The 20,979-nt window shown below is 66.7% G+C and carries 24 protein-coding genes; 14 read left to right on the top strand and 10 right to left on the bottom strand.

All coding sequences use genetic code 11. The features are described from left to right. Positions 1-18: 18 nt before the first annotated feature. A complete protein-coding gene (locus H5395_RS10520) occupies positions 19-774 on the bottom strand; it encodes an RNA methyltransferase (RefSeq protein ID WP_182792523.1) in 756 nt (251 codons plus the stop codon). A 99-nt stretch (positions 775-873) separates the two neighbouring features. Between H5395_RS10520 and H5395_RS10515 the strand changes: the two genes are divergently transcribed. The 4 genes from H5395_RS10515 (at position 874) to H5395_RS10500 (ending at position 4,426) form a co-directional block, all read left to right on the top strand. Continuing rightward, positions 874-1,482 (top strand): thiamine phosphate synthase, encoded by a 609-nt coding sequence (locus tag H5395_RS10515; protein ID WP_182792522.1) that lies wholly within the window; start codon positions 874-876, stop codon positions 1,480-1,482. A 79-nt stretch (positions 1,483-1,561) separates the two neighbouring features. After that, a complete protein-coding gene (gene guaA / locus H5395_RS10510; protein WP_182792521.1) occupies positions 1,562-3,121 on the top strand; it encodes a glutamine-hydrolyzing GMP synthase in 1,560 nt (519 codons plus the stop codon). Positions 3,122-3,254: 133 nt separating this feature from the next. Next, on the top strand, positions 3,255-4,061 hold the full coding sequence (locus tag H5395_RS10505) for a hypothetical protein (RefSeq protein WP_182792520.1): 807 nt from the start codon (positions 3,255-3,257) through the stop codon (positions 4,059-4,061). 20 nt (positions 4,062-4,081) lie between these two features. After that, positions 4,082-4,426, top strand: a complete 345-nt coding sequence (locus H5395_RS10500) for a putative quinol monooxygenase (protein ID WP_220494968.1) — start codon at positions 4,082-4,084, stop codon at positions 4,424-4,426. 68 nt (positions 4,427-4,494) lie between these two features. Here H5395_RS10500 and H5395_RS10495 read toward each other — a convergent pair whose 3' ends face one another. The 7 genes from H5395_RS10495 to alr all read right to left on the bottom strand — a co-directional run bounded on the left by H5395_RS10495 (position 4,495) and on the right by alr (position 10,079). Continuing rightward, the gene (locus H5395_RS10495; RefSeq protein WP_182792519.1) at positions 4,495-5,433 is read right to left on the bottom strand and encodes a transporter associated domain-containing protein; all 939 of its coding nucleotides are present in this window, start codon (positions 5,431-5,433) and stop codon (positions 4,495-4,497) included. Positions 5,434-5,439: 6 nt separating this feature from the next. After that, positions 5,440-5,961: an rRNA maturation RNase YbeY gene (gene ybeY, locus H5395_RS10490; protein ID WP_182792518.1), complete on the bottom strand. Its 522-nt coding sequence runs from the start codon at positions 5,959-5,961 to the stop codon at positions 5,440-5,442. Continuing rightward, positions 5,954-7,036, bottom strand: a complete 1,083-nt coding sequence (locus H5395_RS10485) for a PhoH family protein (protein ID WP_182792517.1) — start codon at positions 7,034-7,036, stop codon at positions 5,954-5,956. The genes ybeY and H5395_RS10485 overlap by 8 nt, the downstream gene beginning before the upstream one ends. An 87-nt stretch (positions 7,037-7,123) precedes the next feature. After that, complete coding sequence (locus tag H5395_RS10480; RefSeq protein WP_182792516.1) at positions 7,124-7,888, bottom strand: ABC transporter ATP-binding protein; 765 nt, start codon at positions 7,886-7,888, stop codon at positions 7,124-7,126. Then, the gene (locus H5395_RS10475) at positions 7,885-8,676 is read right to left on the bottom strand and encodes an ABC transporter permease (RefSeq protein ID WP_182792515.1); all 792 of its coding nucleotides are present in this window, start codon (positions 8,674-8,676) and stop codon (positions 7,885-7,887) included. Before H5395_RS10475 ends, H5395_RS10480 begins: the two co-directional genes overlap by 4 nt. Continuing rightward, on the bottom strand, positions 8,642-8,977 hold the full coding sequence (locus H5395_RS10470; RefSeq protein ID WP_182792514.1) for a hypothetical protein: 336 nt from the start codon (positions 8,975-8,977) through the stop codon (positions 8,642-8,644). Before H5395_RS10470 ends, H5395_RS10475 begins: the two co-directional genes overlap by 35 nt. Positions 8,978-9,038: 61 nt before the next feature. Then, entirely contained in the window at positions 9,039-10,079 is a 1,041-nt protein-coding gene (alr, locus tag H5395_RS10465) for an alanine racemase (protein ID WP_182792568.1), read from the bottom strand. A gap of 172 nt (positions 10,080-10,251) precedes the next feature. Between alr and H5395_RS10460 the strand changes: the two genes are divergently transcribed. The 8 genes from H5395_RS10460 to H5395_RS10425 all read left to right on the top strand — a co-directional run bounded on the left by H5395_RS10460 (position 10,252) and on the right by H5395_RS10425 (position 16,885). Further along, a complete protein-coding gene (locus H5395_RS10460; protein WP_182792513.1) occupies positions 10,252-11,784 on the top strand; it encodes an acyl-CoA carboxylase subunit beta in 1,533 nt (510 codons plus the stop codon). Positions 11,785-11,828: 44 nt separating this feature from the next. After that, complete coding sequence (locus H5395_RS10455) at positions 11,829-12,530, top strand: DUF6497 family protein (RefSeq protein WP_182792512.1); 702 nt, start codon at positions 11,829-11,831, stop codon at positions 12,528-12,530. A 193-nt stretch (positions 12,531-12,723) separates the two neighbouring features. Next, a complete protein-coding gene (locus H5395_RS10450; protein ID WP_182792511.1) occupies positions 12,724-12,861 on the top strand; it encodes a hypothetical protein in 138 nt (45 codons plus the stop codon). 72 nt (positions 12,862-12,933) lie between these two features. Then, positions 12,934-13,332: a hypothetical protein gene (locus H5395_RS10445; RefSeq protein WP_182792510.1), complete on the top strand. Its 399-nt coding sequence runs from the start codon at positions 12,934-12,936 to the stop codon at positions 13,330-13,332. Between the two features lie 130 nt (positions 13,333-13,462). Beyond that, complete coding sequence (locus H5395_RS10440) at positions 13,463-13,696, top strand: hypothetical protein (protein ID WP_182792509.1); 234 nt, start codon at positions 13,463-13,465, stop codon at positions 13,694-13,696. A 129-nt stretch (positions 13,697-13,825) separates the two neighbouring features. Then, positions 13,826-14,047: a hypothetical protein gene (locus tag H5395_RS10435; RefSeq protein ID WP_182792508.1), complete on the top strand. Its 222-nt coding sequence runs from the start codon at positions 13,826-13,828 to the stop codon at positions 14,045-14,047. Between the two features lie 102 nt (positions 14,048-14,149). Beyond that, entirely contained in the window at positions 14,150-16,207 is a 2,058-nt protein-coding gene (locus tag H5395_RS10430) for an acetyl/propionyl/methylcrotonyl-CoA carboxylase subunit alpha (protein ID WP_182792507.1), read from the top strand. Positions 16,208-16,210: 3 nt separating this feature from the next. Then, entirely contained in the window at positions 16,211-16,885 is a 675-nt protein-coding gene (locus H5395_RS10425) for a hypothetical protein (protein ID WP_182792506.1), read from the top strand. Here the strand turns inward: H5395_RS10425 and H5395_RS10420 are convergent. Together H5395_RS10420 and H5395_RS10415 are read right to left on the bottom strand one after the other, a co-directional pair. Further along, a complete protein-coding gene (locus H5395_RS10420) occupies positions 16,851-17,033 on the bottom strand; it encodes a hypothetical protein (RefSeq protein ID WP_182792505.1) in 183 nt (60 codons plus the stop codon). The genes H5395_RS10425 and H5395_RS10420 overlap by 35 nt on opposite strands. Before the next feature lie 96 nt (positions 17,034-17,129). Next, complete coding sequence (locus tag H5395_RS10415; protein ID WP_234450859.1) at positions 17,130-17,672, bottom strand: DUF4174 domain-containing protein; 543 nt, start codon at positions 17,670-17,672, stop codon at positions 17,130-17,132. 45 nt (positions 17,673-17,717) lie between these two features. On the opposite strand from H5395_RS10415, the gene scpA reads away from it, so the two are divergent. Further along, positions 17,718-19,856, top strand: coding sequence for a methylmalonyl-CoA mutase (gene scpA / locus H5395_RS10410; protein ID WP_182792504.1), 2,139 nt, complete (start codon positions 17,718-17,720; stop codon positions 19,854-19,856). A gap of 289 nt (positions 19,857-20,145) precedes the next feature. Further along, on the top strand, positions 20,146-20,961 hold the full coding sequence (locus H5395_RS10405; protein WP_182792503.1) for a glycosyl transferase: 816 nt from the start codon (positions 20,146-20,148) through the stop codon (positions 20,959-20,961). Positions 20,962-20,979 lie beyond the last annotated feature (18 nt).

Raw genomic sequence — 20,979 nt, 5'->3', positions numbered from 1 at the left:
CGTTCCGGCCCGCAAAGGTCAATCCACGCGGCTTTTCCACGTCAGTTGCCGCACCATGCCATGCAGGATCTGCACATCGGCGCGGGTCAACGGCAGGCGCGACCACAGGTTCCGCAACGTCAGCCGCATGGGCGCGGCCTTTTCCGGCGGGAAGAAGAACCGCGCCTCGGTCAGCTTCTCCTCCCAGTGGTCGGCGAGCCTTTCGATCTCCAGCCGGGTCGCCGGGATTTCACCCGGCGGGCGCTTGGCGGCAGGGGCGGGCTGGGCCGGCAGGGCGTCGCGGCCCCATTCATAGCCCATCAGCAGAACCGCCTGCGCGAGATTGAGCGACGGAAACTCCGGGTTCACCGGGACGGTCACGATGGCGTTGGCCCGCGCGATGTCGTCGTTCTCCAGCCCCGCGCGTTCCGGTCCGAAGATCAGGGCCACACGGCCTCCCTCGGCCACAAGCCCGCGGGCCTCGGCCATCGCCGTCGCGGGCGTATGGACGGGCTTCGTCAATTCCCGTCCTCGCGCCGTGGTGGCATAGGCGTGATCGACGTCGAACATCGCCTCGGCCAGCGTCGGGAATACCTGCGCGCGGTCCAGCACCTGCCCCGCCGCGCCGGATGCCATGGCCACGGCGCGCGGATTGGGCCAGCCGTCGCGCGGATCGACCAGCCGCATCCCGGTCAGGCCGAAGTTCAGCATCGCGCGGGCGGCGGCCCCGATGTTCTCGCCCATCTGCGGGCGCACCAGGATTACGACGGGCTGCGGCATGGAGATCTCGGTCATGCGCCGCCCCTACTCTCCCGCTGCGGGGCCGGCAAGCCTGCCCCCTTTCCCGTCGCCCCTGCCTGCGCTATCCGTGTCCGCCGCAGGAAAGGACCGACCATGACCGAGGACGCGCCGCAGCTTTACCTGATCGCCCCGGCCCTGATTCCCGCGCCCGACCTCGGGCCGCGGCTGTCGGCGGTGCTGGACGCCCATCCCGTCGCCTGCCTGCGCCTGCCCGGCACGGGGGACGAGACGGAACTGGGCCGCATCGCCGATCTGGCCCGCGACATCGCCCATGCCCGCGACGTGGCGGTGGTGATCGAGGATCACGTTGCCCTGGCGCTGCGCCACGGGCTGGACGGCGTTCACCTGACCGGTGGTGCGCGAGCGGTGCGCTATGCCCGGAAGGAGCTTGGCGCCGATGCCATCGTCGGGGCATTCTGCGGCGCCTCGCGGCACGAGGGCATGAACGCGGCCGAGGCCGGGGCCGACTATGTCTCCTTCGGCCCCTGCGGCCCAACGGCTCTGGGGCATGGAGAGCCTGTCGGCCTCGATCTGTTCCAGTGGTGGTCCGAGATGATCGAGGTGCCGGTCGTGGCCGAGGGCGCGCTTGACGCCGCGCTGATCCGCCAGATCTGGGGGGTGGCCGACTTCATCGCCCTGGGGCCGGAAATCTGGTCCGCCGACGATCCCGCAACAGCGCTTTCGGCGCTCTGGCCCGAATGAAGGGGCGTTGTGCCCTCTGGCGCGCAATCCTCTGAACGCAGGCTTGCCGACGCTAACGCGCGGGCCTAAAGCGCCAAGCATGACCCAGCACCAGCGCCTGCTCATCATCGACTTCGGCTCTCAGGTCACGCAGCTTATCGCGCGGCGGCTTCGCGAGCTTAATGTTTTCTGCGAGATCCGCGCCTATCAGGCGGTGACGGATGCAGCGTTGCGCGCAGATCCGCCGCAGGCGGTGATCCTGTCGGGTGGCCCCGACAGCGTGACGCGGGACGGCAGCCCGCGCGCCCCGCAGGCGGTGTTCGACCTCGGCATTCCGGTTTTCGGCATCTGCTACGGCCAGCAGGTGATGATGCAGCAGCTTGGCGGCCGGGTCGAGGCAGGCCACCATGCCGAATACGGCCGCGCCTTCGTGACACCTGCGCCGGGTCACGCGGGGGACGGCATCTTCGCCAGCCTCTTCGCCGACGGGCGCGAGGAAGTCTGGATGAGCCACGGCGACCGCGTGACCGCGCTTGCCCCCGGCTTTGCGGTGATCGGCACATCGCCCAATGCGCCCCTGGCGATGATCGCGGATGAGAAGCGGCGCTTCTACGGCGTCCAGTTCCACCCCGAGGTGCATCACACCCCGAACGGCCGCATCATGCTGGAAAACTTCGTCCGGCTTGCGGGCTTCACCGGCGACTGGACTATGGCCGGTTATCGCGCCGAGGCCGTGCGCCGCATCCGCGAGCAGGTGGGCGACGCCAAGGTGATCTGCGGTCTGTCGGGCGGCGTGGATAGCTCGGTCGCGGCCGTCCTGATCCACGAGGCGATCGGCGACCAGCTGACCTGTGTCTTCGTGGACCACGGCCTCCTGCGGCTGGGCGAGGCCGAGGAGGTCGTGACCATGTTCCGCGACCATTACAACATCCCGCTGATCCATGCCGACGAATCCAAGCTGTTCCTTGGCGCGCTGGAAGGCGTCAGCGACCCCGAAGTCAAGCGCAAGACCATCGGCCGCCTGTTCATCGACGTGTTCCAGAAGCACGCGGCCGAGATCGGCGGGGCCGAGTTCCTGGCGCAGGGCACGCTTTATCCCGACGTGATCGAATCGGTCAGCTTCACCGGCGGCCCCTCGGTCACGATCAAGTCGCACCACAATGTCGGCGGCTTGCCCGAGAAGATGGGCCTCAAGCTGGTGGAACCCCTGCGCGAGCTGTTCAAGGACGAGGTCCGCGCCCTTGGCCGCGAACTCGGCCTGCCCGAGCAGTTCATCCGCCGCCATCCCTTCCCCGGCCCCGGCCTCGCCATCCGCTGCCCCGGCGAGATCACCCGCGAGAAGCTGGAGATCCTGCGCAAGGCCGACGCCGTCTACATCGACCAGATTCGCAGGCACGGGCTTTACGACGAGATCTGGCAGGCTTTCGTCGCGATCCTGCCGGTCCGCACCGTGGGGGTGATGGGCGACGGCCGCACCTATGACTTCGCCTGCGCGCTGCGGGCAGTGACCTCGGTGGACGGGATGACTGCGGATTACTATCCCTTCACGCACCAGTTTCTGGGCGAGACGGCGACGCGCATTATCAACGAAGTCAAGGGCATAAACCGGGTGACTTACGACATCACCTCAAAGCCGCCGGGCACGATTGAATGGGAATGAACCGCCGCCTGCGCGAAAGCTGAGACCCATTGGGCGGAACCCGGCCGGACCTGCGGGCGACTCTCAGCAATTCGTTGGCAAGCGCCTGTTCTTGTGCATGATCGGGCCAGAGGTGTTTTCCCGAGTTTTCGTCATGCGCCTTTTGCAAGCCCTTCTTGTCGCACTCTGCCTGTATTTTCCGGCAGTCGCCGCCCAGGCCGACAACGCCACCTGCGAGATCACCGTCAAGGGCGAGCGTGTGGACGGCCCCTGCCGGTTCCAGCCGCATCGGGGCGGCAGCTTCAGCATCGCCATGATGGACGGCAGGCTGATGGGCGGCGCGACTTCGCTGTCGCTTGACGTCGTCTCGGCGGGGGTGGGTGAGGTGCGCGGCCTGACCGCCTTCGGCGTCCGTTCCCGCTGGGGAGAGGCGCGGCGGATGGGAGAGGACCGGGCCTGCTGGCGCGGGGCGGATTTCACCCTCTGCGTCCGGGCCGCCGCAGTTCAGCCCCCGCCTTCGTCCACCGTCTTTTCGGGGCGCTGCCACATGGATGTCTGCACCTGGGTCGATCAGCCCCCCGCGCGCCAGATCGGAACCGGCAGCATCAGAGTTCCGGGGCGGCGGGTTGAAACCACCGTCAGCCTGGCGCAAAGCGAGCACGTCGGCGGCAGCTATCCCGACAGGCTGCCCGAGGGATTGGATTGGACGGCGCCGCAGCCGGCGCAGTTCTTCTGCTCGACCTTCCGGCCCGCCTTCCTTGACGCGGATGGAAGCTGGATGGTCCGGCCCCTGCCCGAGGTATTCGGCGCGACCGAAAGCGTCACCCGCCGCTATCTGCGCGCCTGCCACCCGGGGGCCGAGGGCCGCGACCCCTACCGGATGCCGGCCGAACTGGGCTATTCCGCCGGAATGCCGCGCCAGGATCTTTATCCCGACTTCGATGCCCTGATCAGGGGCTGACCTTTTCCAGGAGCATCTTCATGTCAGCTTGTGCCTGCGGCTGCGGCCACCACCACCATGACAGCGGCCCTCCGGCCCCCTTGGGCGCCCAGATCGGGCGCTCGGGCCACATCACCTGCGCCGACCCGTCGCAACTGATGACCCTGCTGATGCATGTCGAGGCCCATGTCTTGGCCAGTCGCGCCGAACCCGGCTGCCTTTATTTCGAGATCGCGCAGACCGATGATCCGCTGGTCTGGCGCGTCGAAGAACTGTTCCGCGATGCCGAAGCCCTGGCGGCCCATCGGCGGCGCACCGCCGCAAGCGCATGGGCAACGGCAACCGCCGGCTTCTCCCGCAACCTTCACGACGTCACCCCTGCCTGATTCGCATTCGGCCAAAGGCTTGCGACAGCTTTTTGCAGGCCCTTCCAAGCATCGCGCCCGTGGCGACGTCAGGCGACCGTTGTCCCGGCTGCGCTGCCGGGAAGCCGAAGCCGAACGCGCTTGATCCGGCGGGCGTCGGCGTCCACCACCTCGAACTCGACCCCGTTGTCGTCGCGCACGATCTCGCCGACGACCGGCACTCGGCCGGCAAGCATGAAGATCAGCCCCCCGACAGTGTCGATCTCTTCCTCGTAAATGCCGCAGACCAGCTTGGTGCCGATCTCTGCCTCGACCCGGTCGATGGGCGCGCGCGCCAGCACCAGCCACTGGCCGGGGCGTTCCTGCACCCACAACTCATCATTGCTGTCGTCATGCTCGTCGTCGATCTGGCCGATCACCTGCTCGATCAGGTCCTCGATGGTCACCAGTCCCTCGACGCCGCCGTATTCGTCGATCACCAGCGCCATGTGGATGCGCTTCTGCTGCATCTGCTGCAGCAGCGCGCCGATGGGCATGGTGCCCGGAACGTAAAGCAGCGGACGCAGCAGCGGACGCAGCGCGAAACGTGGCGCGCCCTTGGAGGCAAAGCCGTGCTTGAGCGCGAGGTCCTTGAGATGCACCAGCCCCAGCGGCTGGTCCAGGTTGCCGCGATGAACCGGCAGGCGGGAATATCCGTGCTCGCGGAAGACCTCGACCAGTTCTGGCAGACCCACGGTCACCGGAACGGCGACGATGTCGGCCTTGTTCACCGCGACGTCGTCCACGGTCTTGCGGCGCAGGTTCAGGATGCTGGGCGCCTGCGCCGAGGTGGCGGCCTCCATCATCGAATCAGGACCGTCCTCGTTGTCCGAAGACAGCGGCCCCAGCGTTTTGAAGATGCGGCCGAGGAAGCTGCGCGAGGGGGCCTCGCGCGGCTCACGCGACGCCTCGTCCCAACTCGGAGGTTCGGAGGCTTCGTCCTGGGGATCATCCGCGGGATGCGGGTCCGGGCTTCGGGGATCGTTCATGAACATTCAATGCTCTCGGTAAGGATCCGGGATGCCGAGGCCGGCGAGAATCGAACGCTCGGCATCCTCCATGGTTTCCGCATCGGCCTCGACCTCGTGATCGTAGCCGGCCAGATGCAGGATGGCGTGGACCAGCAGATGGGTCACATGGTCGGCGAAGGGCTTGCCCTGTGATTCGGCCTCGGCCAGGCAGGTATCGTAGCTGATGGCGATGTCGCCCAGTTCATCCGTCTCCGGCGGCACCGGCACCTCGCCCGGTCTCCGGGGGGCATGTTCGACCGAGGGCCAGCTCAGCACGTTGGTGGGCTTGGCCTTGCCGCGGAAATGGTCGTTCAGCCCGGCGATGCGGGCGTCGTCGCAGCCCATGACGATGATCTCGACCGGATCGATCCCCATGTGGCGCGTCGTGGCGACGGCCGCCCGCTCGGCCATGCCCTGCAGATCGACGTCCAGCCAGCGTTCGTCCTCGATCACCAGATCGACGGGGTCCGGTCCGGCATGAAGCTGCGGCTCAAGAGTGTCAGGCATTGCGCGGTCCGCGCCATTCGCGCCGGGGAGGATAGGCGCCGTGATTCTGCGGCGGGGCGTCGGGATCGCCGCCGCGTTCGTCGTCTGCGTCATAGGCCTGGATGATGCGCGCGACCAGCGGGTGCCGCACCACGTCCTGCGCGGTGAAGTAGCTGAACGAGATCCCCGCCACCCCGCCGAGGATGCGCTCGGCATCCCGCAGGCCAGATTGCACCCCGCGCGGCAGGTCCACCTGGGTGCGGTCGCCGGTGATGACCATGCGCGAGCCTTCGCCCAGGCGGGTCAGGAACATCTTCATCTGCATGGTGGTGGCGTTCTGCGCCTCGTCCAGCACCACGAAGGCATTGGCAAGCGTGCGCCCCCGCATGAACGCCAGGGGCGCGATCTCGATGCGCTTTTCCTCGACCAGCTTCTGCATCTGGCGTGCCGGAATGAAATCGTTCAACGCATCATACAGCGGCTGCATGTATGGATCGACCTTTTCCTTCATGTCGCCGGGAAGAAAGCCCAGGCGCTCGCCCGCCTCGACGGCGGGGCGCGACAGGATGATCTTGTCCACATGGCCGTCGATCAGCATGGTGACGCCGACCGCGACCGCCAGATAGGTCTTGCCGGTGCCCGCCGGGCCGATCCCGAAGGCAAGTTCGTTGGCGAAAAGCGCCCGGACATAGTCGCGCTGCGCCTCGGTCCGGGGCTCGACGACCTTCTTGCGGGTCCGAAGCTCGATCTTGCCCTGCCCGAACATCTCGAGCTGCTGCGCCGGGCTTGGTGCTGGCACGTCCGGCTCGGTCCCCATCCGCAGGGCGGCCTCGACCTCGTTCAACTCGACATTGCGGCCCTGTTCCAGCCGGGCGTAAAGGCTCTGCAGGATCTGCGCGGCCTCGGCCTGTGCCTCGGGCGGGCCCATGATCGCCAGCAGGTTGCCACGCCGGATGACATGGACGCCAAGCGCCTGCTCGATGCGGGCAAGGTGCCGGTCATGCGGGCCGCACAGGTCGATCAGCAGGCGGTTGTCGGGAAACTCCAGCAGGATCTCGCCGGCCGGGGCGGAAAGGTTCGTCGGGGTCAGACCCACTGCGTCCTCGTCATTGACTCGCTTCCATGTTGCCGGCGAGCCGGGGCGAAGGCAAGGCTTCGCATCTTAACTTGCTTGCAGGCCGCTTCATCGCGGCTGATCCTGCAGGGCCAGAGGGCGCCAGTCCAGAGCCTGACCCGCGACGAAGGCGCGTAGGGCGGGGTCGGTCGCACCGTCCATCTCGGCGACCGTTCCCTGCCAGCGGAGGCGGCCATGGTCCAGCATCGCCACGCGATCGGCGATGGTCCGCACGCTGGTCATGTCATGGGTGATGGTCACGGCGGTCGCATGCGTTTCGGTCACGATGTCGCGGATCAATCGGTTGATCGCGGCGGCGCGCTGGGGGTCAAGCCCGGTGGTCGGCTCGTCGAAGAAGATCACCTTGGGGTCGGCGGCAATGGCGCGGGCAAGGCCCACGCGCTTGCGCATCCCGCCCGACAGGTCGGCGGGCATCCGGTCGGCGATCTCGGGTCCGAGGCCTACCCGGGCCAGCCGCTCGACCGCGCGGGTGCGGGCCTTTGCAGCAGGCATCTTCTGCAGCAGGCGAAAGGCCACGTTGCGCCAGACGGGAAGGCTGTCGAACAGCGCTGCGTTCTGGAACAGCATCCCGAAGTCCTGCATGAACCGCGCCCGCACCGCAAAGGTCGCGGCTTCGCCATGCAGCCGCACCTCGCCCGCTTCGGCCTCCTCAAGGCCGAGGATCGTGCGCATCAGCACCGACTTGCCCGAGCCGGAACCCCCGATCACGACAAGGCTCTCCCCCTGCGCCACCGACAGATCGACGCCGTTCAGAACCTTGTGGCCGGGGAATGACTTGGCCAGCCCGCGCGTCTCGATGACCGGGGCGCTCATGTGAAGAACAGCCCGGTCAGGACAAAATTCGCCCCGAGGATACCGACCGAGGCCACCACCACTGCCCCCGTCGTCGCCCGGCCCACGCCCGCCGCGCCACGGCCCGCGTGCATCCCGAACCAGCAGCCCGCCAGCGCCACGATAAAGCCGAAGACCGCGCCCTTGATCAGCCCCGACACCACGTCCCAGGTTTCAAGAAAGGCCCAGGAGCCTGACAGGTAGGCCTGAGAGGTGAAGCCCAGCGTCGTCGTCCCGATCAGCCAGCCCCCCATGATGCCGATGGTGTCGCCGACGCCAACCAGCAGCGGCACCGTCAGGATCGCGGCCCACAGGCGTGGCGCGACCAGCCAGCCCATCGGGTCCGTGGACAACGTCACCAGCGCGTCGATCTGTTCCGTCACCCGCATTGAGCCCAGTTCCGCCGCGATGGACGAGGCGACCCGCGCCGCCACCATCAGCCCGCCCAGAACCGGCCCCAGTTCCCGCGCCATGCCGATGGCGACGATGGCGGGCACCACGTCGCCGGCCTGGAAACGCTCGCCCCCCGCATTGATCTGCAGGGCGAGCGCGGCGCCGGTGAACAGCGCCGTCAGCCCCACGACCGGCAGCGACAGCCAGCCGATCCGCAGCAGTTGCTCGGCCAGGCGCGGCAGGGAAAATCCGGGCGCAGCCAGCCCCCGCGCGGCGAAGATCGCGACCGCGCCGGTGCCGCGCACCAGCGCCAGCGTGGCCCGGCCGATGGCGCGGACCGGGTCAGGCCGGCGAAAGGGGCGCCTGCGCCGGGTCAAAGGGCAACTCGATCCGTAGCCGGCGCGACAGGTCGGCCGGATCGGACGTGGCGCGGGACAGTTTGAACCCCTCTCCCAGCAGATGCTTCACATACATCTTGTTGTAGATGAACGGGAACACGAGGCCGGACAGACCGAAGGTCAGGAAACCCACCAGGAAGATGATCACTGCACCGCCCCAGTGTCCCCGGATCAACGCCGGAAAAAAGCCGAAGAACAGCGCCGTCCAGGAAAATCCGACCGGCGCCTGCTTCAGCGCCCCGGTCAGCGGGTGGTGAAAGTCGATCGTGGCGTAAGCCATGCCGAATCCTCTGAAAGTCATATGACTGGGGATTCGGTAGCATGGGTGCCCTAACCGAGGATTAAGCCGGCCGGTATTCGCGCGGATAGCGCGGACCCAGCGAGGTCAGGATCTCGTAGCCGATGGTGCCGGCCAGCGCGGCCAGGTCGTCCACGCCCTGCCGGTCGTTCAGGATATCCAGCCTCTCGGGGACATCGGGCAGGTCGGTCACATCGACCGTGATGAGGTCCATCGACACCCGCCCGACCACCGGCACGCTGCGCTCGCCCGCCCAGAGCCGCAGGCCCTTTCCCGACAGGGCGCGCGGCAGCCCATCGGCATAGCCCGCCGACACAGTCGCGATGCGGCAGGCGCGCGGGGTCGTCCAGGCGCAGCCGTAGCCCACCGCCTCGCCAGCCGTCAGGTTGCGGGTCTGGATGACGTCGAGCGAGAGGGTGACGACCGGCCGCGCGTGCGCGAACGGCTCGCCGCCGTAAAGGCCGATGCCCGCGCGGGTCACGTCGAAATGATAGTCGGACCCGAGCAGGACGCCGCCGGTCGCCGCCAGCGAACGCGGGGCCGTGACGCCCTCGGTCATCCCGCGAAAGGCGCGAAGCTGCGCGGCATTGGCCACATGGTGAGCGTCGTCGGCGCACATCAGATGCGACATGACCAGCGCGGGTCCAATGCCCGTATCGGTGCGCGCCGACAGCGCCTCGGACCGGACGGCAGCCCATTCGGCAGGCTCGAAGCCCAGCCGGTTCATGCCCGAGTCGAGCTGGATCGCAAAGGCACCCCGCGGCCGCGTCGCGCGGTCGCGGAAAAACTGCCCGGGGCCGTTCAGCACCGGGATAAGCCCTGTCAGATCCTGCCCCGGCATGTGCCCCGACAAGATGAAGATATGCGCATCGGGGCCGAGCAGCGGACGAATCGCTCTGCCCTCGACCGCCTGCGCCACGAAGAAGTCCCGCGCCCCCGCCCCGTACAGCGCAGGCGCCACCATGGCGGCGCCAAGGCCATAGGCATCCGCCTTGACCACCGCGCCGGGCCGCGAGCCGGGGGCGAGCGCGGCCAGCGCCTTCCAGTTCGCCACCACGGCGGCAAGGTCGATCGTCAATCCCATGGCTTGCGGGATGGCCGCCCATGCCGCCCGCGTCAAGGGCGCCGTTCAGCGGGTTTAGCTGTTTTGCGGTCACACCTTCCCGCTAAGGCTCGTGTTTGCAAACTTTCCCCTTTCCGCTTTGCGCCGCCTGCTGCTTTCCCTATTGTCCCGCCAGACATGACGGAGAGGCTTCATGAAGGACATTCCCGGACAGCTTGAACAGCTGCGGCACCAGGCGCGGATGGGCGGGGGGCAGCGCCGGATCGACGCGCAGCACGCCCGCGGCAAGCTGACCGCGCGCGAGCGGCTGGACATCCTTCTGGACGAAGGCTCGTTCGAGGAGTTCGACATGTTCGTCCGCCACCGCTCCACCGACTTCGGGATGGAGGACGATCGCCCCTATGGCGACGGCGTCGTGACCGGCTGGGGCACGATCAACGGCCGCATGGTTTATGTGTTTTCGCAGGATTTCACCGTCTTCGGGGGTTCGCTGTCGGAAACCCATGCGCAGAAGATCTGCAAGATCATGGACATGGCCATGCAGAACGGCGCGCCGGTGATCGGGCTGAACGATTCCGGCGGCGCGCGTATTCAGGAAGGCGTTGCCTCTCTCGCGGGTTACGCGGATGTCTTCCAGCGCAACATCATGGCCTCGGGCGTGATCCCGCAGATCAGCGTCATCATGGGTCCCTGCGCGGGCGGCGCGGTCTATTCGCCGGCGATGACGGACTTCATCTTCATGGTGAAGGACACCTCCTATATGTTCGTGACCGGACCCGACGTGGTGAAGACCGTCACCAACGAGGTCGTGACGGCCGAGCAACTGGGCGGTGCATCCACCCATACCAAGAAATCCTCGGTCGCCGACGGGGCCTTCGAGGATGACGTCGAGGCGCTGTCGGAAATCCGGCGGCTGTTCGACTTGCTGCCGCTGTCGAACCGGGAAAAAGCGCCGACACGGCCGTTCTTCGACGATCCCGCGCGCTTCGAGCCGTCGCTGGACACGCTGATCCCCGACAACCCCAACCAGCCTTATGACATGAAGGAACTGATCGCGAAGGTCGCCGACGAGGGCGACTTCTACGAGATCCAGCGCGATTTCGCGGGCAACATCCTGACCGGCTTCATCCGGATCGAAGGCCAGACGGTCGGCGTCGTCGCCAACCAGCCGATGGTGCTGGCTGGGGTTCTCGACATCGATTCCAGCCGCAAGGCCGCACGCTTCGTGCGCTTCTGCGATGCCTTCAATATCCCGATCCTGACGCTGGTGGACGTGCCGGGCTTCCTGCCGGGCACGGCGCAGGAATACGGCGGCGTCATCAAGCACGGGGCGAAGCTGCTCTTCGCCTATGGCGAGGCGACTGTGCCCAAGGTCACGGTCATCACCCGCAAGGCTTACGGCGGGGCCTATGACGTCATGGCATCCAAGCACCTGCGGGGCGATTTCAACTATGCCTGGCCCACGGCCGAGATCGCCGTGATGGGAGCCAAGGGCGCGGTCGAGATCCTGTATCGCAGCGAGTTGGGCGACTCGGACAAGATCGCCGCGCGGACCAAGGATTACGAGGACCGTTTCGCCAACCCCTTCGTGGCAGCCGAAAAGGGCTTCATCGACGAGGTGATCCAACCCCATTCGACGCGCAAGCGGGTGGCGCGGGCGCTGGCCTCGCTGCGGACCAAGAAACTGTCCAACCCCTGGAAGAAGCACGACAACATTCCGCTGTGACGCCATTGTCCGCCGCCCTCCTTTTCGCCACGACGGCGGCCGGCATGGCCGCGAACGGGGCCCAGCCGCTGGTTCCGGTGCCCTCGGGCGCCGAGGTCTGGCTGCAGGAGGAACTGGCGGACAGCATCCCCGGCGTGGGGCCGGTGCATCGTTACCGCTTTGTTATGCCGTCGCTTGCGGCACTTGTGCCCCCTTGGGATGAGGGAGAGACAACAGCCGACCTGCCCCCAGAACTGCTGGACGAGACGGGACCCGAGATGCCTTTGACGCCCGAGGAACAGGCTGAACTCGATGCTGCTTTGGGCGAACTGGTGATCGAGATCATGCCAGAGGATGAGGGCATCCTGATCGCGCCTGCGATGCCCGATGACGATGGCGCATTTGACGCTCCGCTTCCCTCGGAACTCTCTCCGCCAGACCCGCCCCTGACCGATGACGCCTTGTCTATCGAGGGAGAGACCGAGGATTTCGCTGCAGAAGCGGGCGATCCCGGCGCGGGCGAGATCGCGCTTCCCGCCGCGCCCGACATCCTGATGCAGGACCCCCTGCACCGCGACATCCTCTGGCTCTGCGAACGCTTCGTCCTGCCGAGACTGGCGGGCCAGACGCCAAGGCCACGGCAGGTGGTGATCTCGATGGCCTCTGCCCCCAGTCCTTTCGGAAACTTCGATCCCGGGATCGTGCAACTGTTTGAAGGCTTCTCGATCCCGTCCGACCGGGATGCCTGCATATGGGAGCCATTGTGATGCCGACGGTTCATGACGCATCCGTGATCGAAATGTGCCGGAATGATGCACTCCTGCCACAGGCAGGCGGGGAAGCCGCCTGCCCGGTCTGTCGGCCCCTTCCGGCAATCCGTAAGATGCCCGGACGGTCGCATGGTGCGGCCGGTTCAACGAGCAGTCGGGGCGCCAAGGCCCCACTTTACAGGAGCCTCTCATGTCCAAAAAGCTCGCTCTCGCGCTGGTTCTGGTCGGCGTCGTCTCGGCTTGCCAGCAGCAGCCCCAGCCGGTGGCCCCGGCCGCGGTCGTCGTGGCGCCCGAGCCCGTGTTCCAAGGCAAGTTCGGCGCCAACTGACGCCATGCGGCGCGGACCTGCGGGTCCGCGCACCTCCGACCTGTCCCGCAACCTCATCAATAGCGGGGCATCATGCTGAAGCATCGCGGCTTTCCCGGACGCCTGCCGTCCACCGACCACCAGTTCACCATCCGCCGCGCAAGCGCCAAAGGGGCGACGAAGCTGGTCGCCCGCGAACGCTATCGCGACCGCTCGGCCGGTGACCGCCGGGCCGACGCCGGCTTTCTCGCCGCGCTGATCGAGCATTTCGGCGACGAACCCTTTGAACGCGGCAATCTCGATGCTGGCCGCCTGTCCTGGCTGCTGGGGCGCGAGGTCCTGCCGGTCGGCAAGCTGGACCCCACCAGCTATGAACAGTTGCTGCGCGTCGACCTGAAACGCGCCGAGGCGAACTTCCCCGAGCTTTTCGCCCAAGAGGCCAGCGAGACTTTTCGCTGGGATGACGAGGACTTCGACGAGGAAGATGAATGATGCGCGGGATGATGCTTGTGCGTGCGCCATCACCCGCTTGTCAGTTTGATCCCGGTTTACGGGATGTCATAATAAGCGCGCACGCTAAGTCACTCGCTCGGAAACGGGCCACGAATACAGGCAGAATACCATGCAGAAATCCCTCCTCCTCCGCGTCTGCGGCGCAGTCCTGCTCGTCGGGGGCGTCGCGGCCTGCCAGCCGGGCTACGGCACCGGCCTCTCGCCCGACGCGCAGCGTGCAGCCGGCGGCGCGGTCGCGGGTGCCGTCGTTGCCAAGGCGCTGGACGAACGTGTCGCAACCGGTGCGTTGCTCGGCGGCGCGGCGGGTGCGCTTTGCGATGACGTGGGCGTCTGCGCCCCCTGACCGGAAACCTGATCTTCGGCTGGCGTTGATCGCCGGCCGCGACCGTCTGAACCTTCATCTGCCGGGTGCTGCATCGCACAGTGACATACCTGTCGCGGTTGGCCCCGGCATTCTGTTCAAGGATACTCCATGTCCAGAAAGCTTCTTCTTGTGGGTGGCCTCAGCGCGGCGCTGCTTGCCGGCTGCACCCAGAACATCCGGCCGACCGACGCCGACCGCGCCATCATCGGTGCCGGCACCGGCTATGTCGTCCAGCAGGTCCGCGGCAAAGACGGCAGCGATCGCCTTGCGGGTGCAGCGGTGGGCGCCCTCGGCGGCGCGCTCTGCGACGACGTGCGGCTTTGCCAGTAAGCTGACCGGCGCGTCTGACGCACGTTACCTGAACCATTCCACCGTCCCGGTCATGCCGACTGGGACGGTTTTTTCATGCCTTACCGCCACCAAGGGACCCGAATGTTCAAGAAGATCCTGATCGCCAACCGCGGAGAGATCGCCTGCCGCGTCATCAAGACCGCACGGAAGATGGGGATCGCGACCGTCGCCGTCTATTCCGACGCCGACCGCAACGCGCTGCATGTCAGGATGGCGGACGAGGCGGTGCATATCGGACCTCCGCCCGCGAACCAGTCCTATATCGTGATCGACAGGATCATGGAGGCAATCCGGCAAACCGGCGCCGAGGCAGTGCATCCAGGATATGGTTTTCTTAGCGAGAACAGGAACTTTGCCGCAGCTCTTGAGAAAGAGGACGTGGTTTTCATTGGCCCGCCCTCGCCTGCCATCGAGGCGATGGGCGACAAGATCACCTCGAAGAAGCTGGCGCAGGAGGCCGGGGTTTCGACGGTTCCCGGCTATATGGGCCTGATCGCCGACGCGGATGAGGCAGTGCGGATTTCCACCGAGATCGGCTATCCGGTGATGATCAAGGCGTCAGCAGGCGGTGGCGGCAAGGGGATGAGGATTGCCTGGGATGACCAGGAAGCGCGCGAGGGTTTTGAGTCCTCGAAGAACGAGGCAGCCAACAGCTTCGGCGACGACCGCATCTTCATCGAGAAGTTCGTGACCCAGCCGCGCCACATCGAAATACAGGTGCTGGCCGACAAGCATGGCAATTGCGTCTACCTGCACGAACGCGAATGTTCGATCCAGCGCCGCAATCAGAAGGTCATCGAGGAGGCGCCCTCGCCCTTCCTCGACCCCGAAACGCGGCGCGCGATGGGTGAGCAGGCGGTCGCGCTGGCCAAGGCCGTGGGCTATACCTCGGCGGGCACGGTCGAGTTCATCGTCGATGCGAACAAGAACTTTTACTTCCTTGAAATGAATACGCGTCTGCAGGTCGAGCATCCGGTGACCGAACTTATCACCGGCGTCGATCTGGTGGAACAGATGATCCGCGTCGCGGCAGGCGAGCCTCTGCCCTTCACGCAGGACGACCTGAAGATCACCGGCTGGGCCATCGAAAGCCGCCTTTACGCCGAGGACCCCTATCGCAGCTTTCTGCCCTCGATCGGGCGGCTGACGCGCTATCGGCCGCCTGTCGAAACGGCGGCAGGTCCCCTGCTGGAAAACAACCGCTGGGTGCCATCAAACCCGGGCGAACAGCCGCGGGTGGCCGAAACGGGCGTCCGCAACGATACCGGCGTCTACGAAGGCGGCGAGATTTCAATGTATTACGACCCGATGATCGCCAAGCTCTGCACCTGGGCGCCGGACCGGGCGCAGGCAATCGAGGCGATGCGCGGTGCGCTGGACAGCTTTGAGGTGGAAGGCATCGGCCACAACCTGCCCTTCCTGTCGGCGGTGATGGATCACCCCCGCTTCGTTTCAGGTGACATCACCACTGCCTTCATCGCCGAAGAATACCCCGAGGGCTTCCAGGGGGCGACCCTGCCCCCCGAGCAGCTGGAGCGTGTCGCCGCCGCGGCCGCCGCCATGCATCGCGTCGCCGAAATCCGCCGGACCCAGATCACCGGCCGGCTGGACAACCACGAACGCCGCGTGGGCGAGAACTGGGTCGTTACCCTGAACGGGCAGCAGTTTCCCGTTCGCGTCCGCGCCGACCGTCGCGGTTCGACGGTCGAGGTGAATGGCCGCAGCCTGCGGGTGGAATCGGACTGGAAGCCGGGCATGTCGCTGGTGCGGATGACGGTGGACGGCGACCCCATGGCCCTGAAGGTGGACAAGATCACGGCCGGCATGCGGCTGCGGACGCGCGGGGCCGACCTCAAGGCCCATGTCCAGCGTCCCCGCACGGCCGAACTGGCCCGGCTGATGCCGGAAAAGCTGCCGCCCGACACCTCGAAGTTCCTGCTGTGCCCGATGCCCGGCCTTGTCGTCCGCATCAACGTCCAGCCCGGCGACGAGGTGCAGGAAGGCCAGTCGCTCGCCACCGTCGAGGCCATGAAGATGGAAAACATCCTGCGCGCCGAGCGCCGGGGCATAGTCAAGTCGGTGAACGCCGAGGCCGGGCAGAGCCTCAGGGTCGATGACGTCATCATGGAGTTCGAGTGATCCTTGGACCTGCGCGCGCTGTTTCTGAACGACCGGGTCGCCGCGGCGCTCGTCACCGCCCTTGTCGGTGGCGGCGTGGTGGCGGCCGGGTGGTTCTGGACGCACGCGCTGTCCCGCAGGCGGGATCGCCAACTGAGGGACGAACGCGTAAGCGACATCCAGCGCGCGCTTCTGGCCGAGATCCGCGCCCATGTGGCGGCGCTGGAGGGGCAGACCCTGGACGACCCGCAGGCGCGCGAGGCGATGGTGGCGCGGTTCGCCGCGGGCGGTCATGTGCCGATCCTGCCGCATGACGCAAACGACCGCATCTTCCGGGCCATCGTCGAGGATGTGCATATCCTGCCGGAATGGGCCATCGACCCGGTGGTGCGCTATTACCGGCTGCTGGCCGTGCGCGGGGCGCTGGCGCAGGATATCCGCGCCACCAAGGACCAGCCGGAACGGGCGACGGACATGTTCCGCGACTACCTGACGCTGAACGACGAGACGCTGGTCACGGGACAACGCGCAATGATCGTGCTGACGGCCAGCCTGCAGGGCGGGCGCGAGACGGTGGAGGCCTTGCTTGCGGCCGCGCAGCAGCGCGAAGCGGCCCGCATCACGAGCACGCTGCCCGGCGAGCTGGCCAGGTTGCGCGCCGGTCTCAGTAAGCGATCTTCGGACCCGAGAGGCCCGTGATGGGAGGCAGCCCGATCACCGCCGAAATCTCGTTCGAGTTGCGGGCATTCAGCAGCCGCTCGACCATCTCGTCGGTCGTGGCGGGCCGCTTGACCTGCCGCGGCGGCGGCGAGGCCTCGATCTTGCGCGGGGATGTTTCCTTGGCCATGGCCCTGCCCTGTCATGCACGATGCGGCACAGCGCATCCTTCACGGATCAAGATAGTGGCGCTGCCCCGGTTCCGCAATGAAATCACGCGCAGCGCCTATCGCCCGCCGCTTGCCCGCGTCTCGCTGCGCCGCACGGGGGTCTTGTCGATGGCGCGGCCGATCTCTCGCGTGTCCCAGGGAGAGGGCTTGCGGTCGATCACCGTGCCGTCGCTGTCCAGCACCATCAGGGAAAAGCCGCGCGGCCTCAGCCGCTGCCGCCAGACCGAGTTCGCCGCCGGATCGGTGTCGGTGATGACGGTGACGCTGCGGCGCTCCAGTGCGGCGGGGTCGCGGGCAAGCAGTTCCATCTGCGTGGCGAAGGCCGTGTCCTCGGGCGTGTCGGCAAAGACAAGGACGGGCCGTCGCTCGAACAGCAGCGCCTCGGGCGTGACGTCGTTCGCCGAACGGATGTCCATCTCGGCTTGTTCGGGCTGGCCGACGGGCGCATCGGTTGCCCCCGCTGCGGCAGCGGGACGGGCGGGGGCGGCGCGTTCGACCCGCACGGGTTCGGGCGGGGGCGTCGGGGCACCCATGGCAAGCGCCTGCGCGCCCGTCACGGCCAGCGCGAGGGCCAACATGTTCGACAGAAATATCTTCATGTTTCAGAATATAGCGACTGCGGTCGCATCGGAAAGGACCAAGAGATGACCCGGACCCCCGACCTCGATCAATGGCGCGCGATGGCCTCGAAGGAACTGAAGGGCGCGGACCCCGACACGCTGAACTGGGACACGCTGGAAGGCATCACCGTCAAGCCGCTGTATACCGACGCCGATACGGCGGGGCTGGACCACATGGGCAGCCTGCCCGGCATCGCGCCCTTCACGCGCGGGCCGCGGGCCACGATGTATGCGGGGCGCCCCTGGACGATCCGGCAATATGCGGGATTTTCGACGGCCGAAGAATCCAACGCCTTCTACCGCCGCAACCTCGCCGCTGGTCAGCAGGGCGTGTCGGTGGCCTTCGACCTGGCGACCCACCGCGGCTATGACAGCGACCATCCGCGCGTGGAAGGCGACGTCGGCAAGGCGGGAGTCGCCATCGACAGCGTCGAGGACATGAAGGTGCTGTTCGACGGCATCCCGCTGGAGAAGGTCAGCGTCAGCATGACCATGAACGGCGCGGTGATCCCGATCCTCGCCAGCTTCATCGTCGCGGGAGAGGAGCAGGGCGTGCCCCGCGCCCAGCTTTCAGGGACCATCCAGAACGACATCCTCAAGGAGTTCATGGTCCGCAACACCTACATCTATCCGCCCGAGCCTTCGATGCGGATCATCGCGGACATCATCGGCTATACCTCGCATGAGATGCCCAAGTTCAATTCGATCTCGATTTCCGGCTATCACATGCAGGAAGCGGGCGCGAACCTGGTGCAGGAACTGGCCTATACGCTGGCCGACGGGCGCGAATATGTCCGCGCGGCCATTGCGGCGGGCATGGACGTGGACGCCTTTGCCGGCAGGCTCAGCTTCTTCTTCGCCATCGGCATGAACTTCTTCATGGAGGCCGCCAAGCTGCGCGCCGCCCGCCTGCTGTGGCACCGGATCATGACCGAGTTCGGGGCGAAGAAGACATCCTCGCTGATGCTGCGGACGCATTGCCAGACCTCGGGCGTGTCGTTGCAGGAACAGGACCCTTACAACAACGTGATCCGCACAGCCTATGAGGCGATGAGCGCGGCGCTTGGCGGGACGCAATCGCTGCACACCAACGCGCTGGACGAGGCGATCGCGCTGCCCACCGACTTCTCGGCCCGGATCGCTCGGAACACGCAACTGATCCTGCAAGAGGAAACGGGGATCACCCATGTCGTCGATCCGCTGGCAGGGTCCTATTACGTCGAGAGCCTGACCGCCGAACTGGCCGAAAAGGCCTGGGCCATCATCGAGGAAGTCGAATCGATGGGCGGCATGACCAAGGCGGTCGCCTCGGGCCAGCCCAAGCTGCGGATCGAGGAGACCGCCGCCCGGCGGCAAGCCATGATCGACCGGGGCGAGGAAGTGATCGTCGGCGTCAACAAGTACCGCAAGGACAAAGAAGACCCGATCGACATCCTCGACATCGACAACATGGCCGTCCGCCGCAGCCAGATCGAGCGGCTGGAGAATATCCGCGCCACCCGCGACTATTCTGCCTGCGATCACGCGCTGGCCGAGGTGGAACGTTGCGCCCGCGAGGGCGGCAACCTGCTGGAAGCGGCGGTCGAGGCCGCCCGTGCACGCGCAACCGTGGGGGAAATCAGCATGGCGATGGAAAAGGTCTTCGGCCGCCACCGGGCCGAGGTGAAGACGCTCGCCGGCGTCTATGGCGCCGCCTACGAGGGCGACGAGGGCTTCGCCCGGATCCAGAAGGACGTGGAAAGCTTCGCCGAGGAGGAAGGCCGCCGTCCCCGGATGCTGGTGGTCAAGATGGGCCAGGACGGCCATGACCGCGGCGCCAAGGTGATCGCCACCGCCTTTGCCGACATCGGCTTCGACGTGGACGTGGGGCCGCTGTTCCAGACCCCCGAGGAGGCCGCGCAGGACGCCATCGACAATGACGTCCATATCGTGGGGATTTCCTCGCAGGCCGCGGGCCACAAGACGCTGGCGCCCAAGCTGATCGAGGCCCTGAAGGCGCAGGGCGCGGGCGATATCATCGTCATCTGCGGCGGCGTGATCCCGCAGCAGGACTATGCCTTCCTGAAGGACGCAGGCGTGGCCGCCATCTTCGGGCCGGGGACCAACATCCCCTATGCCGCGCGCGAGATCCTCGACATCGTGCGGACCCGGCGCCCGGCCTGAGTCCCGCGTTACCGCCGCACTGGGGGGTTGACTGCCCCCCTGGCCGCTGCTGCGGCTTCCTCGCTGAAAACAGTCCCTCGGACCTGTCAGGCGGGAAGACAACCATCACGGATGTTTTCCTGTCCGGGCACCCGGAAGCCCCGAGGTATTTGAACCAGAAAGAAGCCTCCTGTCCCGCATCTTCTTTCTGGTCCCAAATACCCTGGGGTGAGGTCCCGAAGGAACCGAGGGGCAAAGCCCCTTTCTTCCGCTTGCCCCTTTGCCCATGCCCGTGCCACGACTCGGAACCATGAGCGCCGTCAAACAGATCATCTGCATCAAGTGGGGCAGCAAGTTCGGTCCCGAATACGTCAACCGCCTGCGGGGGATGATCGCGCGGAACATCACCCCGCCCTTCCGGCTGATCTGCTTCACCGATGATGGCGCCGGACTGCACCCTGATGTCGTGGTGCGGCCCCTGCCCGAGTTCGACTATGAGGCGCCAAGGAACACGCTGGGGAAATGGCCCAAGTCGCGGCTCTGGGGGGACTTGGGGGATATCACCGGAACGGTGCTGTTTCTCGACCTCGACGTGGTGATCGTCGGCAATCTGGATGATTTCTTCAGCTTCGGCGATCCCGACGACACGGTGCTGGCCACCAACCCGCAAAGCATCAAGCCCTTCGAGAAGCTGGGCCAGACCTCGGTCTACCGGATGCGGGTCGGCAAGCTCGCCCCCTTGCAGGAAATCTTCCGCGCCGACCCGCAGGGCATCGCCGACGAATACCGCTTCGAGCAGCGTTTCGTCACCCGCCGCGCGCCGGGGGGCGTCAGGTTCTGGCCCAAGGGTTGGGTCGTCCATTTCCGCGCCGATTGCGTCCCGGCCTTTCCTGCGCGCTACTGGTCCGCGCCGCGCATCCCGAAAGGGGCGCGCATCGTGATCTTCGCCGGCAGCCTCAACCCGCCGGACGCCATTGCCGGCCGGTGGAGCGAGAAGGACAGCCCGCGCCCTTCCTTCGACCATCTTCGCGCGGCTTTCGACGGACGCCGACGCGAAAGCCTCGGCCGCCACCTGCGGCACTATCTTCGTCCCACCGACTGGGTGGACCGGCTGTGGCGGGAATAGGAAACCAGCCGTGACACA

Source organism: Paracoccus sp. MC1854 (assembly GCF_014164635.1).
Classification (GTDB): Bacteria; Pseudomonadota; Alphaproteobacteria; order Rhodobacterales; family Rhodobacteraceae; genus Paracoccus.
The sequence above is the reverse complement of the archived record's forward strand: the minus strand, read 5'-3'. Positions and strand labels throughout refer to the sequence as shown.

What these genes read in the sequence shown, in the direction of transcription:
- scpA (WP_182792504.1), top strand. Translation starts at nt 17,718, where the DNA reads ATGACCCGGACCCCCGACCTCGATCAATGGCGCGCGATGGCCTCGAAG.
- H5395_RS10435 (WP_182792508.1), top strand. Translation starts at nt 13,826, where the DNA reads ATGTCCAGAAAGCTTCTTCTTGTGGGTGGCCTCAGCGCGGCGCTGCTT.
- H5395_RS10500 (WP_220494968.1), top strand. Translation starts at nt 4,082, where the DNA reads ATGTCAGCTTGTGCCTGCGGCTGCGGCCACCACCACCATGACAGCGGC.
- H5395_RS10445 (WP_182792510.1), top strand. Translation starts at nt 12,934, where the DNA reads ATGCTGAAGCATCGCGGCTTTCCCGGACGCCTGCCGTCCACCGACCAC.
- H5395_RS10405 (WP_182792503.1), top strand. Translation starts at nt 20,146, where the DNA reads ATGAGCGCCGTCAAACAGATCATCTGCATCAAGTGGGGCAGCAAGTTC.
- H5395_RS10520 (WP_182792523.1), bottom strand. Translation starts at nt 774, where the DNA reads ATGACCGAGATCTCCATGCCGCAGCCCGTCGTAATCCTGGTGCGCCCG.
- ybeY (WP_182792518.1), bottom strand. Translation starts at nt 5,961, where the DNA reads ATGCCTGACACTCTTGAGCCGCAGCTTCATGCCGGACCGGACCCCGTC.
- H5395_RS10495 (WP_182792519.1), bottom strand. Translation starts at nt 5,433, where the DNA reads ATGAACGATCCCCGAAGCCCGGACCCGCATCCCGCGGATGATCCCCAG.
- guaA (WP_182792521.1), top strand. Translation starts at nt 1,562, where the DNA reads ATGACCCAGCACCAGCGCCTGCTCATCATCGACTTCGGCTCTCAGGTC.
- H5395_RS10440 (WP_182792509.1), top strand. Translation starts at nt 13,463, where the DNA reads ATGCAGAAATCCCTCCTCCTCCGCGTCTGCGGCGCAGTCCTGCTCGTC.
- H5395_RS10505 (WP_182792520.1), top strand. Translation starts at nt 3,255, where the DNA reads ATGCGCCTTTTGCAAGCCCTTCTTGTCGCACTCTGCCTGTATTTTCCG.
- H5395_RS10420 (WP_182792505.1), bottom strand. Translation starts at nt 17,033, where the DNA reads ATGGCCAAGGAAACATCCCCGCGCAAGATCGAGGCCTCGCCGCCGCCG.
- H5395_RS10415 (WP_234450859.1), bottom strand. Translation starts at nt 17,672, where the DNA reads ATGAAGATATTTCTGTCGAACATGTTGGCCCTCGCGCTGGCCGTGACG.
- alr (WP_182792568.1), bottom strand. Translation starts at nt 10,079, where the DNA reads ATGGGATTGACGATCGACCTTGCCGCCGTGGTGGCGAACTGGAAGGCG.
- H5395_RS10480 (WP_182792516.1), bottom strand. Translation starts at nt 7,888, where the DNA reads ATGAGCGCCCCGGTCATCGAGACGCGCGGGCTGGCCAAGTCATTCCCC.
- H5395_RS10430 (WP_182792507.1), top strand. Translation starts at nt 14,150, where the DNA reads ATGTTCAAGAAGATCCTGATCGCCAACCGCGGAGAGATCGCCTGCCGC.
- H5395_RS10515 (WP_182792522.1), top strand. Translation starts at nt 874, where the DNA reads ATGACCGAGGACGCGCCGCAGCTTTACCTGATCGCCCCGGCCCTGATT.
- H5395_RS10455 (WP_182792512.1), top strand. Translation starts at nt 11,829, where the DNA reads ATGGCCGCGAACGGGGCCCAGCCGCTGGTTCCGGTGCCCTCGGGCGCC.
- H5395_RS10470 (WP_182792514.1), bottom strand. Translation starts at nt 8,977, where the DNA reads ATGGCTTACGCCACGATCGACTTTCACCACCCGCTGACCGGGGCGCTG.
- H5395_RS10450 (WP_182792511.1), top strand. Translation starts at nt 12,724, where the DNA reads ATGTCCAAAAAGCTCGCTCTCGCGCTGGTTCTGGTCGGCGTCGTCTCG.
- H5395_RS10460 (WP_182792513.1), top strand. Translation starts at nt 10,252, where the DNA reads ATGAAGGACATTCCCGGACAGCTTGAACAGCTGCGGCACCAGGCGCGG.